Origin of the sequence: Arachidicoccus sp. (assembly GCF_050436765.1) — a bacterium.
Classification (GTDB): domain Bacteria; phylum Bacteroidota; class Bacteroidia; order Chitinophagales; family Chitinophagaceae; genus Arachidicoccus.
In genome coordinates this window covers 1-15,000 of record NZ_JBNQGD010000363.1, presented here as the reverse complement: position 1 = coordinate 15,000, position 15,000 = coordinate 1, and the positions used below count along the sequence as shown (strand labels likewise).

The window sequence follows — 15,000 nt, the reverse complement described above, 5'->3', positions numbered from 1 at the left end:
AGTAGTGATTTATTTGGATAAAACGCGCAATAAAATGCCTGTGACTCCCCGATAGATGGTAATCTTTTCCTGCTCTTTAGTTCCTGTTTGTGTCTTAGCGGCCAAGATGAATATTTATTTTTTATTTCCCTTTTTGCAGAAAATATTTTTTTACTTTTATAGGACGTGTTTGAGTGACAGGTTAAACACGCTTTTAGATTGACTAGCAAATGTTTCCAGCAATATCAATTTCCCTACCATTCAATACCGGTTTTTTGTTCGCGCTGTCTCCCAGTGCTATTTTCAATAACGATCAAGCTATTATCTTCTTATAAGATTAATATTGCTTTTCCGCTGGCCCGCCCTGAAGCGAAAGTAAGTGCTTCATTTATTTCTTTCATGCTAAAACGCTTGCCGATTTTAGTTTTAAAATGTGGCAGAGCAATTATAGCTCCAATTTCTCCAAGAGCTTTTTCTAATTTCCCTGCGTTTTGAACAGTTGGGCTATTAAAATTACTAAAAGCCTTTATTGTAATGCCTCTCATCAATAAACTAGTGTGAAATGAAAAGGGTATTTGTCCGCCAAGATATCCATAGGAGAAAATTGTAGAATTAAAAGGAATCACATCAACGATATTATTCAAGATCGATCCGCCAACACCATCAAAAACCGCGGTTGCGTTAAAAGTTTGTGCCGTTTCTTTCAGCTGCTTTTTAAAATCGACATCACTTTGAACAAGAATATTTTCCGCACCAAGTTCTTCCAACGCTCTTTTACTTTCTTCGTTCCTGGCTATTGAGATTATCGGAAATTTATACTGCTGACAAATACCTAATATAGCAATTCCGGTGGCCGAAGTCCCAGCAGTTGCAATAATACCTTTGTGACCTTCTTCGATAATTTGTTTAAAAAAAGCATAAGGCGTAATAATATTTACCAGAGAACCCGAATAATCTTCCATATTTAAATGATCCGGAATGATAGCACATTGCAAATAATGTAATTGCGCATATTCACTCCAGGTGCCTATAATGTCTTCGCTAAATTTTAATGAACGATAAACGGTTACATTCTTTCCTTCGTAAATTTCGGGCACATCTTTTCCAACGGACACAACCGTTCCCACCCCCGATACACCAGCCAGGTTATGTTGGCTTTCTGGAATTGATCCTTTCGGAAATACACCATTGATAAAAGCACTGTCGCCTGCATTGATTCCACAGGCAAGCATTTTAATGATTACATGACCCGCGGATACTTTATCTGGTTTAGCTAATTCAACTAAATCAAGTGTTTTGTTTTCTGTAACTTTAATTGCTTTCATTTTCCTTTGTTTTATTAAGTTGCAAAGATATCTTTGCACATACTTATAAACAAGTACTAACCCTAAAGTATGTATCATGTCAGCAGTTAAGCACTCTTCGACAAATCAACTTAATAAACGAGTCATTGCAACAAAATGTCCAGTTACCTTTTTTCTACACAAAATTGGCGGGCGTTGGAAACCTATTATTATTAATCAACTTTTGACTGGTACCAAACGATATGGCGAGCTCAAAAAAGCAATTCCGGCAATTACAGAAAAGATGCTCATTCAAAGCCTAAAGGAATTGGAAGCGGACAAGCTTATTGATCGCATTGCTAAGCCAATTATTCCTCCACACGTAGAATACAGCCTTACAGATAGCGGGGAAGAATTAAGACCTGTTTTACTATCAATGAAACAATGGGCAATAAAGTACAATATTTAATGCTCTCTCAAGTCATTTGAGAACATTTACCAGAACTACACTTTTAATTGGAAAATTTAGGACTGCATTCAAATTCAAAGATAAATTCAAGGTAAAGCTATTCTAGGACAAATCCCCCTTCATTACCGCTTTTTGAAAATGGCGGCCAATTTTTTGTCAAGATTTTCCGGTATTATATCGTTTGCTATTATTACTCCTTCAGGACTTATCAAAAAATTAGAAGGAATCATATCAAAATAATAATCGTCTCTAAATTTGTCCGTGTAAGTTTTACTTACACCTAATAAGGATACTTGAGGCCAGCTTAATTTATCCTTTTGGACTGCATCTATCCAGCTCTTTTTTCTATCATCAGTAGAAACGCTTAGAATATTAAAACCCAATTTCGAATATTTTTGATATATCTGCTTCAAAGCTTGGTTTTGTGCTCTACAAGGACTACACCAACTAGCCCAGAAATCAATCAATAAATAGTGACCCTTAAAATCAGTTAAAGAGATATTTCCCCCTTGTATGTCCTTTAAAGTAAAAGATTGGGCCTTCCTGCCCACATAACTACACCCTTTTTTAATGTTGTCAAGTCTTCTTTTTATTATGGGAAGAGTCTTAATACCTTCTCCTAAACAATTATAAACAGAATCTAAAAAATGGCAATCCTCCTCCTTGTGTAAATATCCTACTAAGACAGGGGATATAATTACTCCAATGAAATTGTTTTTGTTTTTGTTAAACTGGGGGATAAGGAAGTTCTTCGCAATACTGTCTCTATATTTTTCAAAATTATCAGTTTTGTTCAGCCTATAAGACTCTAAGCGATATAGAACATCGAAATAATTACGAAAGATTACTTGCAATGAATTAGGAGATTCTATTCGCCAATTTTTTCCCACTCTATCATCGGCAATGATTTTAGTGGATCCGGAAGTCAATAAAAAAATAAACTGTTCTACTTTAGGCTTATTTAATAATTCTTTTTTTGAGAGATTGTTTGTGTCTGGATAAAATCTTATCATAAACATTCTTGGATTCTCTTTTAAAATTCCCCCCACAGTTATATTGTTTTTGTCCTCTGCTTTATTTATTATTACTGAATCTCCTATTTTGAACTTGCCAATTTTATTCGTCAAATTCTGGATATTCAGCATTAAATTATAATTTCCTTTGTAAAGGATCGTTTCAGCCTCATTTTTCTTTTGTGCAGTACCAACATTGGAAATTAATGTGAAAAATAGTATTAAGATATTGATTTTAACTAGTCTAAATAATAGCATATACATATTTTGGATAAAGGTGTTACATATTTAAATAATGTAAAATAAGCTTTAGAAGCGTCCATCTTTTAAAAACAAACATAAGACAAAACCAGAATAAAATAAGTTTCATTAGGAGTGCCAACAATTATTGAATCACGATGAAATTAAACAACCGGACAACACCAGAAAGTAATAATGGTTTCTATCCTTAATTGTCATTTGCTTGGAAACCGCATGTTTCTTTTGATTACAAAGTGTCAAAAATTATAATAAACCTTTATAAGAGTCACAAACTAAAAAATTTTTTCAACGATTATTGTTAATGAATCCACAGACAGTGTTAATGAAAATTTAAACCGGATAAAATTGTTACGAAGATAAAACCTTAACGACCTTCCACTATTTTCAGCCAATTTTTCATCAGCTGCAGTCCCTGTTGCGTCATATAAGATTCGGGATGAAACTGCACAGCATATATTTTGTAAAGACTATGTCGTAAAGACATTACAGTTCCATTTTTCAAAACGGACGTTATTTGAAGACATTCTAGATTTATACTTTTATCCATCGCCCAGGAATGATATAATCCAACCTTGAAAGGAAAATTCATTTCTTCAAATAAAAGGCAATCTATCTGCCTATAGATCTCTAATTGCCTACCATGCTGCACCACATTTAAGTTCTGCAACTGCCCGCCAAAAAATTCTACAATAATTTGTAGCCCAAGACATACACCCAAAATAGGTTTAATTGCAGCGTATTTTTTCAGAATCGAAAAACTCTCCAAATAATTTCCGGGTAAACCGGGTCCGGGCGACAAAATAATGCCGTCAAAGCTATTTATCTGATGTTCCTTTACCGCTGCGACCGGCATTACAACAACCTCCTGCGCGCCCGCTTCTTCCAAAAGTTGCACTAAGTTGTAAGTAAAAGAATCATTATGGTCTATTATTAATATTTTTGTCCCCATTTGAAGCGATGAATTTACAGGCAAAGGAACTATTTTTTAGTAAGATGAATGAGTTACACGAAAAGAAAACCCCTTTTTTCTTTCTCGTAGATTTTTTGTGCAGTAAAACAGAAATCCTTCCCTTAAAAGATTTGATGCAGGAAAACATTCTTTTCAAGACTCCTGCAAAATCAAACATTTCAGAGGGAATAAAGCCGCATAAGATCTTGGAATGGGAAAAATACCCTATTTCAGAAAATGCGTATAAACTGCAGTTTGAACAGGTAAAAACCGCTATCCAAGCCGGCGACACTTATCTTTTAAATCTCACTTGCACAACCCCCATAAAGACCAATTATAGTTTGAAAGAATTATTTAGCCAGGGCCATGCAAAATATAAATTGTATTATAAAGATATTTTTACTCATTTTTCACCGGAGCCTTTTATTCAAATTAATAATGATAAAATATATGCCTATCCTATGAAGGGTACCATTGACGGCACTATGGAAGAGGCTGGAGATAATATTTTGGCAAACGAAAAGGAACTATGCGAACAATTTACCATTGTAGATCTGATAAGAAATGACTTAAGTATCGTCGCTAAAAATGTACGCGTTGACGATTTTCGCTATATAGAAAAGATTTCAACCAATCAAAAAGAATTATTGTCCGTAAGTTCTAAAATAAGCGGAAATATTCGTGAACAATTTTTAAATAATCCAGGGGCGATTTTCTCAGCGTTGCTACCAGCAGGTTCCATTTGTGGTGCACCTAAGGCCAAAACATTAGAAATAATAGCACAAACAGAAAAACACGATAGAAAATATTACACGGGCGTTTGGGGAATATTTGATGGAGAACAAATTGATAGTTGTGTAATTATTCGCTACATTGAAAATACAGAAAACGGGATGGTGTTTAAAAGTGGCGGAGGTATCACTTCGATGAGTGATCCCAGCGCCGAATACCAAGAAATGATAGATAAAATATATGCCCCGATTTATTGAAACAATACTATTTAAAAACAACAACATGCCTTTGATAAAATGGCATGAGCAACGTTTTGCACAAACGCAAATAGCGACCTGGGGGGAAACTATTTATCCTTCTTTAGAAAAAATAATTAGGAGCAAAGAAATCGACTTAGACAAGGATGTCTCTTACAAATGCCGTGTGCTGTATGATTCAAAGAATACCGACATTCAATTTAGTGTTTATCAACAAAGAACAATAAATAGTTTGGTATTAAAGAATGGCAACGATATAGATTACCATTTAAAATATGAAGATCGACAACAACTTAATGCCTTAGTCAAAGACTTACAGCAAGGGGAAGAAGTATTAATTGTAAGAAATAATTTGCTTACCGAAACGTCCTTTACCAATATTGCTTTATGGAACGGAACTCAATGGCACACGCCCAAAATACCCTTACTAAGGGGCGTACAACGAAGCAAACTCATAGAAGATAAAATAATTATAGAAAAAAATATTTCTATTCAGCAACTCTCTCTCTATCAAAAAATATGTCTGTTTAATGCATTGGTTGATTGGGACAATGCGTGGGAATTAAATACAAATCAGATTCAAGTTCACGCATTATGACGCAGGCACCTCTAGAAATATTAAAGAAATATTGGCAGCTTGACACCTTTCGTGGAGAGCAGCAGAGTATCGTAAATACAGTATTGCAGGGGAAAGACGTATTGGCACTCCTTCCAACAGGTGCAGGAAAATCAATTTGCTTTCAGGTACCCGCATTAATATTAGAAGGAATCTGTATCGTCATTACACCACTAATCGCTTTGATGAAGGATCAGGTAGAAAGCCTTGAAAAGAAAAACATATCGGCCTGTGCGATCCATTCCGGGCTAAACAACAAAGAAGTTTTGGATATACTGGAAGATGCAGTTGCAGAAAAATATAAACTGCTATACATATCTCCCGAACGCATTGGCTCATATGTCTTTCAAGAGATTGTACAGGAAATGAATATTTCTTTAATAGCTGTCGATGAAGCGCATTGTATTTCACAATGGGGCTACGATTTCCGACCTTCCTATTTGCGTATTGCACAATTGAGAGAATATTTCCCTGCTGTTCCGATTATAGCACTTACTGCAACTGCAACCTCTCTGGTACAGAAAGATATTGTAGAAAATCTACTATTCAAAAATCAGGAAATTTTCACCCAATCATTTGAACGGCCCAATATTTCATTGTCGGCTGTAAAGTGTGACGACAAACTTGATACACTATCACAAATAATACAAAAAACGCCCGGAAGCGTAATTGTATATTGTAAAAGTAGGAGACTCTCCAAAGAAATAAGTTCTTTGCTACGTCTAAAAAACGTAAATGCAGACTTTTATCATGGTGGACTTTTGCGAGAACAGCGGAGCAAAAAACAAGAAGACTGGATAAATAATAAAACGCAAGTAATCGTCTGCACGAATGCATTTGGCATGGGTATCGACAAGCCGGATGTGCAAGCCGTAATACATTATGATGCACCAGATTGTTTAGAAAATTATTATCAGGAAGCCGGCCGTGCAGGCCGCAACGGCGAAAAAGCAATCGCCGCATTGTTATATCAACAGCAAGATTTATACGATTTGCAGCAGCTGCCACAAACACGCTTTCCATCCTTCAATATGATAAAGAGAATCTATCAGCATTTGGGCGATTTTTTGCAAATACCCGTAGGCATTGGTGAGGGAGGATTTTATGATTTTGATATAAACATATTTATAAAAAATTTTAAATTAGATACCCTGCAAACAATATACGCCATCAAAGCATTGGAACAAGCCGAATTAATTTCCTTCAACGAAAATATCTTTCTTCCATCCAAAGTTACTTTTACTATTGATAAAGAAAGGCTATATAATTTTGAAGAAAATTACCCCAAACTAGATCCATTGATAAAATTCCTCTTACGTAATTATAGGGGCATCTATACACAAAATGTATCGGTATTTGAAAAACGTATTGCGAAAGTTTTACGCATCCAGGCCACCGAAGTAATCGCGGGGTTGCATATGCTGCAAAAACACGGCGTTATAAAGTATTTACCACAAAAAGAAACGCCACAAATATTATATCTCACCAATCGAGCGCCAGCAGAATTTTTGATATTCAACCACAGTGATTATGCAAAAAGAAAAAAGATATTTGTAACACGCATCGAAGAAATGCTTGCCTATATCCATACCCCCATTTGCAGAAACGTCTTTATCTGTCAATATTTTGGTGACGAGACTTCAACTTCATGTGGCACCTGCGATAATTGTCGGCAAAAAAAGTACAGCCATAGATCTACACCTGACAATCCTCGGTCAACAAAAAAGGACTTATAAACATCTATTGGTAGAACTTCATGGTCTAACGTTAGAAAAATGTTGACGAAGTAATACGTGATTTACAAAAAGAACAAGCCATTGAAATAGATATTCTAAAAGCATACTAAACCAGTGCTAACGAATAATTTTTACCACCATTTCCTTTAACAAAGAGCCCTGGGAAGTTGAACTCACGGTATCTATACCAATGCTTCGTAAATTATACTGATGCAACTGTAGCAAAATCATTTCTAACGCTTGTATATTATAATTTCGCGCAGCCATCAAGTAATCTTTTACAAAATAGGGCGACACACCAATTGCTGAAGCAATATTCGTTTCGCCACCAGATATACTTGAAGCAATAATAACTTTACTGAAGAAATTGTACAAAGCGGGCAATATCAATTGTATCGGCGCCGATTTAGGATTGCTTTCAAAATATTGTATAATACGAATAGCCTTAGGTAAATCCTTTTGTGCAACGGCCATTTGCAATTCAAACACATTAAACTCTTTACTAATTCCTACATAATTTTCAATATCCTCTTCCGTGATATCCTTGCGACCATTCAGGTTAATCAATATTTTGTTTACCTCATTATCAATTCTAGACAAATCATTGCCAATATGATCCACTAGTAAAAGGACCGCCTTGGGATTGATACTAAAGCCTCTTTGTTTTACTATTTGATTCGTCCATTCAGGTAATTTACTATCGAATATTTTGGTAGAAGCAAATAGTTCTCCTTTCTGTTTTACAGTTTTTGCAAGTTTTGTGCGAGCGTCCAGTTTTTTTTCTTTATACCCTATTATTAGCGTAGTGGAGGGCTGCGGATTTTCGAAATAGGGCTCCATTTTGGCTATATCCTTCATATATTGAGCTTCTTTCAACAGCACTACCTGTCGTTCGGCAAACATAGGAAATCGCTTACATGCATTGGTCACTTCTGACCAGTTAGCGTCACGGCCATAAAAGATAGTCAAATTAAACTCGGCCTCACTTTCCGAAAGAATGTGACGCTCTGCATAATTCATTATTTTATCTATATAAAAACCTTCATCACCTTCCAACCAGTATAAAGATTTGAAGTTTTTTTTCTCCCAACTCGAAATAATATTCTCTACAGACATGAGGCAAATGTAATGGAATATAACGTTTCTTTGCAGTCAATTTAACTTTTATCAAAACGAGATTTTATATTTTACATTTAATTTTGTGAATAATAGAATGTATTATTTCTATCATCAAATGCACACATATAGAAAAATATTTCGACTCTGCTCAATTATTTCATTTTTGTTGTTCACCAGGGGTTTGCAAGCTCAGACAATAAGTTTGAGTCCATACGACACTATTCGGGTAGAACTTACCAGTAGCGACGGTGGATGTAAAGACCCTACAAGTGAATTAACGCCTCTTTACCTATTTACGCGAATGAACGCCAAGTGGAAGAAGTATTATGAAGCCTGGAACAGATTAAAAAATGCGGTATATGTTACCTATCCATACGCTAAAGCGGCTTCTCGGGTGATTCAAAAGATAAATGGAGAATTGGCTGGGGTAACTAATAGGCGCAAACGAAAAGCCATTATTAAAGCCCATGAAAGAGAACTAAGACAAGAGTTTACAAGCAAATTACGCAACCTTTCCGTATATCAGGGCAAAGTGTTGATGAAATTGATTTGTCGTGAAACAGGTAATAACTGTTACGAAATCTTAGATGAATACAAGGGCGATTTTAATGCGGTGTTGTATCAGGGTGTAGCCAAAATATTCGGTTCAAGTCTTAAACAAACATATGACCCTAACGGAGAAGACCAATCAATTGAAATACTTACTCGTCAAGCTGCCATGTATTATGGTTATTAAATTAACATACGCCCTTTGAGCAAAAACCTTAACTTTGCGTCCAATTTACATGAATTAATTTAGTTTAATTAAGACGAATAAATGAAAGTTGACATATTGGCTTTTGGTGTGCATCCGGATGATGTGGAATTGGGTTGCGGAGGCGCAATAATATCTTCGATAAAACAAGGAAAAAAAGTAGCTGTAGTAGACCTCACGCGCGGTGAATTGGGAACAAGAGGAACGGCAGAGACACGTGATGCGGAAGCCGCGGAGGCGGGGGTTATTTTACACTTAAGTGCGCGAGAAAATTTGCAAATGGAAGATGGTTTTTTTCAAATAAATGAAAGCAACATTTTAAAAGTAATTGTTGCTATCAGAAAATACCAACCCGAAATACTTATTTGCAATGCACCCTCGGACAGACATCCCGATCACGGAAGAAGTGCAAAATTGGTATTAGATGCAAGTTTCTTATCTGGTCTCCTAAAGATAGAAACAACATTTGAAGGAGAGCTGCAAGAGGCTTGGCGACCAAAGCAGGTATATCAATATATTCAAGATGAGCTTTTAGAGCCAGATTTGATTTTTGATATTTCACAGGTATATGAACAAAAAACGGCATCAATATTAAGTTACAAAACACAATTTAATGCCATAGATAATGGACCTCAAACATACATTTCTTCGCCCCAATTTTTGAAAATTATTGAGGCAAGAGCAATAGAATTTGGTAAAAGAATTGGCGTCGAGTATGCAGAAGGATTCATAGCACAAAAAGCACTTGGTGTAAATTCATTCGACAAGTTTATCACAAAATAAGCTGCAGAAAAAGACATTCTAACTTGGGTTAAAAAAATTATTGGGTATTAAAATTAACAAGGAAAAATAAAAATGGCTACTCCTAAATTTGCAAAATCTGCGTCATCCTTTCACGTAGAGTTAAAACATAGAATAAATGAATATTTTCGAACTACCGGAAAATCAAATACCGGCGGCCTACGCATTTATTCTAAAGCATTATTTCTGGTACTTGCCTTAATTTATTGCTATATACAGACCGTATTTTTCACCCCTGAAAGCACCTGGCTTAATGTATTATTATGTATGCTTATTGGCGCATTAGTATCAGGGATCGGATTCAACGTAATGCACGATGGAGGGCACGGTAGTTTTAGCAAATGGAGTGCAATGAACAAAATTGCAGCTTATTCTGCCGAAGTGGTGGGCGCAAGTCAATTTATGTGGAATATGAAGCATAATGTTATTCATCATGCTTATACAAATATCGACGGAATAGATGATGATATTGATGCTAAGCCCTTTTTACGTATGGCTGCGACTCAAAAGAAATACAAAATGCATAAGTTTCAGCATTTATATTTTTGGATGTTTTATGCCATTTTGCACATTTACTGGACATTATTAAGCGATTACAAGAAATATTTTACTGGCAAAATAGGAAGTACCCCGTTAAAGAAAATGAAACCTAGGGACCACGTGATGTTTTGGAGCTTCAAAGCATTGTATTATTGCCTTTTCATAGTCATTCCGATTGTAAAAATTGGATTTTCTAAATGGATTATCGGATACCTGATTTTTAGCTTTACAGCGGGTTTTATTTTAAGCATTGTATTCCAATTAGCCCATACAGTGGAGGATACTTCTTTCCCTGTTCCCAACGAAGCTACCGGCAAATTAGAAGACGAGTGGGCTGTGCATCAGCTTAAGACAACCGCCAATTTTGCTACCGGCAATAAATTTATTTCTTGGTATGTTGGCGGATTAAATTTTCAAGTAGAACATCATTTATTCCCCAAAATTTCTCACGTACATTATCCGGCCATAAATAAAATTGTAAAACAGGCGTGCAAAGAATATAATGTCACTTACATCGAATATAAACGTATGTATCAGGCAGTACATTCTCATATAAGTTTTCTTAAACATATGGGGCATATCGCATAGAATGCCATGTAGTAGTTAAACAGTAGTTTTTAGCACTCAAATGCACATTTTTAATTACTTTTGTCAATAAAATAAAAATCATGGGCGAGATAGGTTTTTCAGAAATACTACTAATTGCAGTAGTCGTGCTAGTTCTGTTTGGTAGCAAAAAGATACCAGATTTCATGCGTGGTTTAGGAAAGGGCGTAAGAGAATTTAATGATGCTAAAGATAATGTTCGTAAAGAATTGGAAAATGGCATGAAAGAAAAAGATAAGGCGCAGGAATCAACTGAAAATACTGCTTCCGTTGATGAAAAATAATCTGTGGATTATTATCAGCACAAACCGTTTTCTTCACTCCTTCTTTGAAGGAATCTTAAAATATTAAGCCCTGTTCACCTTTACTTCCATTGCAGTTTATCACCAAGAATTAAAAGATAATCATACTTCTTGCGTAGAAGCAGTAAAACACTTTATACACCAAATAGAAACAAAAAAGCATCTCAATGCTTTCTTAGAGGTATTTGCTGATGAAGCATTGGTGCAAGCCCAAAAGCTAGATGAACAGCGTGCTCAAGGTCAGAAGATGAAGAAATTACATGGCGTAATTGTAGGGCTTAAAGATGTAATTAGTTATAAAGACCATAAACTTTCTGCTGCCTCCAAAATTCTAACAAACTACAAAGCTGTATATAATGCCACTGTGGTAGAAAGGCTTTTAGCTGAAGGAGCTATCATTATAGGCCGCCAGAACTGTGATGAGTTTGCTATGGGTAGCAGTAACGAAAATTCAGCTTTCGGCAAAGTTTTAAATGATGCCGACAATGAGCGCGTTCCCGGTGGCTCATCCGGAGGCTCTGCTGTTGCCATCCAAGCGGGTTTATGCATGATAAGCCTTGGCAGCGACACAGGAGGTTCTGTAAGACAACCGGCAGACTTTTGTGGGGTTATCGGATTAAAACCTTCTTACGGCCGCGTTTCTCGTTATGGTTTAATTGCCTATGCTTCTTCTTTTGATCAAATTGGCATTTTCTCCAAAAACTTGGAAGATGTAGCATTGACTTTAGAAGTAATTGCCGGCAAAGACGACTATGACAGTACCGTGCGCAACGAACCGGTGGAAACATACAGCTCCGCAGTTACACAAGAAAAAAAATACAGAATCGCTTATATTAAACAAACACTCGAGCATCCGTATTTAAATGAAGAAGTAAAAGCTGCCATTTACGATTACATAGAAAAGCTAAGACAAGCGGGTCACAGGGTAGAACCCATTGACTTTGAATATCTCGATTACGTTGTCCCTGCTTATTATGTGCTTACGACAGCGGAGGCCTCTACCAACCTTTCTCGATATGATGGCGTAAAATTTGGTCTACAAACAAAAGAAACTACTACTGATTTAACAGATTTTTATAAGAAAAATAGAAGTGCCGGCTTTGGTAAAGAGGTAAAAAGACGAATTATGTTGGGCAGTTTTGTACTAAGTTCACTATACTACGACTCTTACTTCACTAAAGCTCAAAAAGTTAGGCAAATTGTTGCCCAAAAATCTCAAGAGATTTTTTCTATTTATGATGCACTGATTTCTCCCACAGCACCCACGACAGCATTCAAATTTGCAGAAAAGAATCACGACGCTACCGAGATGTATCTTGCTGATATATATACAGTTTTCGCAAACTTAGCCGGTATTCCCGGGATATCACTCCCTTTATTCAAATCCAAACTTGGCATACCTTTTGGTTTACAGGTGATGACAAATCAAATGAAAGAGTTACCTTTGCTAAATCTTTCAAGACAAATGGTTCAAATTAAAGGGTAGTTATAAAGAAATATTCTTCATTGGCCCTATTATAAGCACTGTTTGTTCCTATCACATCTAACGCATAAGTATTGATGTAATAATGGTTTGCTTTGTTATTAAGATTAAACAAACTGATTTCGTAACGAAAAATGAATGGATGACAAGGATTACACTATTAAAAATGCAACAAAATTTTTTCACCTTAACTGGCGTTAAGTATGTGCTTGGCATGGTCATGATGGGCGCATTTGCATTTTCAATAATGTCCTTTTCGAGCTTTTCAGATATCAACGCACCTGCTCCAGGTAAAGATAAAAAGGTAATTAAGGCTAAAAAAGGACCAAAAGGATTCGTAACATTATTGCCGGCTAAAACCGGCGTAACACTTGACCCGACAACTGAAGGACTTAGCACGGCTACTACAGCTACTGCCCCATCTGAAGTAAAAGTAGCATTGAACGATAAAGTCAAGGATTTTGCAGATAATTATATAAGCAAAGAATATACAGACCTTACTAAAATGAAGGTGTGGGCTAAGCCTATATTTAATACGATGGACAAAATTCTCACAGAATATAATTTGCCCACCCAATTAAAATATATCGCTGTCATTGAAAGTAGTTTGAGCAAGAATATGCGCATGAGTTCCGGAGCTTTAGGCCCATGGCAATTAATGCCAGACGAGGCTGTTCGTTACGGATTAAGAAAAAATGGTCACGACTATCGCACAGATTATGCTAAAAGTACTGTAGCTGCAGCAAAGTTACTTACCTCTTTGCACAATCGTTATCACGATTGGCTACTTACAATTGCGGCTTACAATGCCGGTGTAGGCGGGGTGAATCGTGCCATTAGTAAAGCTGGTAGTACCGATTTTTGGAAAGTACAGCGTTACCTCCCTCAAGAGACGCGTAATGAAGTTAAAAAATTCATCAGCACACATTATTTCTTTGAAGGTAGCGGAGGCATTACTACTATGAGCGCCAAGGAAACTAAGAAATATAAAAGAGAGGAAGCGCAAGACCTCGATGGAGATTTAGTTGAATTAAACCCTTCTAGTAATAATATTCGCATAAAAGGGATTTATAATAAAGAAGCAATTTGTAAGGTATTGGATATAAGTCAAAATGTTTTTGATAAAGACAATCCAAATTTTGATAAAGCATTAGCAGACGGACAGTTTTACGATATGCATTTACCTGATGGGAAAGCAGCATCTTTTGTTCAAAATAAAGATGAGATCTTGAGACAATGTTTTAATCAATTGCTCAACGATTCCAACAACAAAGAAGCACTTCCTAAAAATAGGACAAAGATAGACAGATAACATTCCACACTAACCTATGGAATTTAACCTGTGGCCGCCCTATTTTTGGGCGGTCTTTTTTATAAAAGAAGCTTACAACCCATCCACGCTAAATCGATGGATGGTTGTAAGCGATAAACAAGGTTTAAAAATACTGTCTGGTGTAGGAATTAACTCGAAGACTAAACAAAAACGGAGTAAGGTGTTACCGTTAGGTAAGTCTACGACCTCCGAAGCCCCGCCCGTTGGCACTGCCGTGGGCGGTTCACTTGGATAAAACCATTGATGGTTTTATCCAAGTTTTTAATTCCTTTTATGAATAGATTCATTTTATAATGATTTTCTATATTGCGCCAATAAACAAGAAACTTTATAAGCGTAAGCACACGAGCAACCGCATATAGACTAAGATTATGCAGCGACATTCATAACTTTGTATTGCTTGGTGCAACGCAGTTTTAATTATTTGAAAAAAGTAATCTCGCCTTCAGTTTCCGGTCCAACCATTTGAGCCTCGTTTTTTTGGTGCTTCAAATTATATGGAATTAATTCAATCGGTTCATCTTTCTGATGTGTTGATATTTGAACCACAGTTAATCTGAAGCACATAAAAAACCTGCAGGGGCTCACAAAAGCCGTGTTTATCCAACCAACAGAAGAATATTTCAGTCCTAAAATGTCGTCTATAAAATAGCGCCAGAATTTGGAGAGTTATTGTTGAGATTAATAATTTTATTGCGCAAGTTTTGCTTCCAGCACCTTCATAAAATAACCGCCTACCACACTGCGTGCCTGGAAGCCAACGTGCT

At 36.2% G+C, this 15,000-nt stretch carries 15 protein-coding genes; 11 read left to right on the top strand and 4 right to left on the bottom strand.

Going from position 1 to position 15,000, the window contains the following annotated elements:
* Positions 1-308 precede the first annotated feature (308 nt).
* Positions 309-1,304, bottom strand: a complete 996-nt coding sequence (locus ACQR30_RS15380; protein WP_429736643.1) for a zinc-binding dehydrogenase — start codon at positions 1,302-1,304, stop codon at positions 309-311.
* A gap of 76 nt (positions 1,305-1,380) precedes the next feature.
* Between ACQR30_RS15380 and ACQR30_RS15375 the strand changes: the two genes are divergently transcribed.
* Entirely contained in the window at positions 1,381-1,731 is a 351-nt protein-coding gene (locus ACQR30_RS15375) for a winged helix-turn-helix transcriptional regulator (protein WP_429736642.1), read from the top strand.
* 122 nt (positions 1,732-1,853) lie between these two features.
* Here the strand turns inward: ACQR30_RS15375 and ACQR30_RS15370 are convergent, their stop codons facing one another.
* Both ACQR30_RS15370 and ACQR30_RS15365 read right to left on the bottom strand, forming a co-directional pair.
* Positions 1,854-3,002, bottom strand: coding sequence for a TlpA family protein disulfide reductase (locus ACQR30_RS15370; RefSeq protein WP_429736641.1), 1,149 nt, complete (start codon positions 3,000-3,002; stop codon positions 1,854-1,856).
* Positions 3,003-3,369: 367 nt separating this feature from the next.
* Positions 3,370-3,978, bottom strand: a complete 609-nt coding sequence (locus tag ACQR30_RS15365; protein WP_429736640.1) for an anthranilate synthase component II — start codon at positions 3,976-3,978, stop codon at positions 3,370-3,372.
* On the opposite strand from ACQR30_RS15365, the gene ACQR30_RS15360 reads away from it, so the two are divergent.
* From ACQR30_RS15360 to ACQR30_RS15350, 3 genes are read left to right on the top strand one after another with little or no spacing between them, the layout of a single operon-like run.
* The gene (locus ACQR30_RS15360; protein WP_429736639.1) at positions 3,963-4,943 is read left to right on the top strand and encodes an aminodeoxychorismate synthase component I; all 981 of its coding nucleotides are present in this window, start codon (positions 3,963-3,965) and stop codon (positions 4,941-4,943) included. The two genes, ACQR30_RS15365 and ACQR30_RS15360, sit on opposite strands and share 16 nt — an antisense overlap.
* A gap of 25 nt (positions 4,944-4,968) precedes the next feature.
* Positions 4,969-5,541, top strand: coding sequence for an aminotransferase class IV (locus ACQR30_RS15355; RefSeq protein WP_429736638.1), 573 nt, complete (start codon positions 4,969-4,971; stop codon positions 5,539-5,541).
* Positions 5,538-7,295, top strand: a complete 1,758-nt coding sequence (locus ACQR30_RS15350; RefSeq protein WP_429736637.1) for a RecQ family ATP-dependent DNA helicase — start codon at positions 5,538-5,540, stop codon at positions 7,293-7,295. The genes ACQR30_RS15355 and ACQR30_RS15350 overlap by 4 nt, the downstream gene beginning before the upstream one ends.
* Before the next feature lie 117 nt (positions 7,296-7,412).
* On the opposite strand, the gene holA is transcribed toward ACQR30_RS15350, so the two are convergent.
* Positions 7,413-8,411 (bottom strand): DNA polymerase III subunit delta, encoded by a 999-nt coding sequence (gene holA / locus ACQR30_RS15345; RefSeq protein ID WP_429736636.1) that lies wholly within the window; start codon positions 8,409-8,411, stop codon positions 7,413-7,415.
* A gap of 85 nt (positions 8,412-8,496) precedes the next feature.
* Between holA and ACQR30_RS15340 the strand changes: the two genes are divergently transcribed.
* The 7 genes from ACQR30_RS15340 to ACQR30_RS15310 all read left to right on the top strand — a co-directional run bounded on the left by ACQR30_RS15340 (position 8,497) and on the right by ACQR30_RS15310 (position 14,468).
* Complete coding sequence (locus ACQR30_RS15340; RefSeq protein WP_429736635.1) at positions 8,497-9,150, top strand: DUF4294 domain-containing protein; 654 nt, start codon at positions 8,497-8,499, stop codon at positions 9,148-9,150.
* 81 nt (positions 9,151-9,231) lie between these two features.
* Positions 9,232-9,951, top strand: coding sequence for a bacillithiol biosynthesis deacetylase BshB1 (gene bshB1, locus ACQR30_RS15335; RefSeq protein WP_429736634.1), 720 nt, complete (start codon positions 9,232-9,234; stop codon positions 9,949-9,951).
* Positions 9,952-10,023: 72 nt separating this feature from the next.
* Positions 10,024-11,097, top strand: a complete 1,074-nt coding sequence (locus tag ACQR30_RS15330; RefSeq protein ID WP_429736633.1) for a fatty acid desaturase family protein — start codon at positions 10,024-10,026, stop codon at positions 11,095-11,097.
* An 80-nt stretch (positions 11,098-11,177) separates the two neighbouring features.
* Positions 11,178-11,399 carry a Sec-independent protein translocase subunit TatA/TatB gene (locus ACQR30_RS15325; RefSeq protein ID WP_429736632.1) on the top strand — a complete coding sequence of 74 codons (222 nt, stop codon included), beginning with the start codon at positions 11,178-11,180 and terminating at the stop codon, positions 11,397-11,399.
* 70 nt (positions 11,400-11,469) lie between these two features.
* Positions 11,470-12,903, top strand: coding sequence for an Asp-tRNA(Asn)/Glu-tRNA(Gln) amidotransferase subunit GatA (gene gatA, locus ACQR30_RS15320; protein WP_429736644.1), 1,434 nt, complete (start codon positions 11,470-11,472; stop codon positions 12,901-12,903).
* Positions 12,904-13,066: 163 nt separating this feature from the next.
* Positions 13,067-14,212, top strand: a complete 1,146-nt coding sequence (locus tag ACQR30_RS15315; RefSeq protein WP_429736631.1) for a lytic transglycosylase domain-containing protein — start codon at positions 13,067-13,069, stop codon at positions 14,210-14,212.
* 16 nt (positions 14,213-14,228) lie between these two features.
* Positions 14,229-14,468: a hypothetical protein gene (locus ACQR30_RS15310; protein ID WP_429736630.1), complete on the top strand. Its 240-nt coding sequence runs from the start codon at positions 14,229-14,231 to the stop codon at positions 14,466-14,468.
* Positions 14,469-15,000 lie beyond the last annotated feature (532 nt).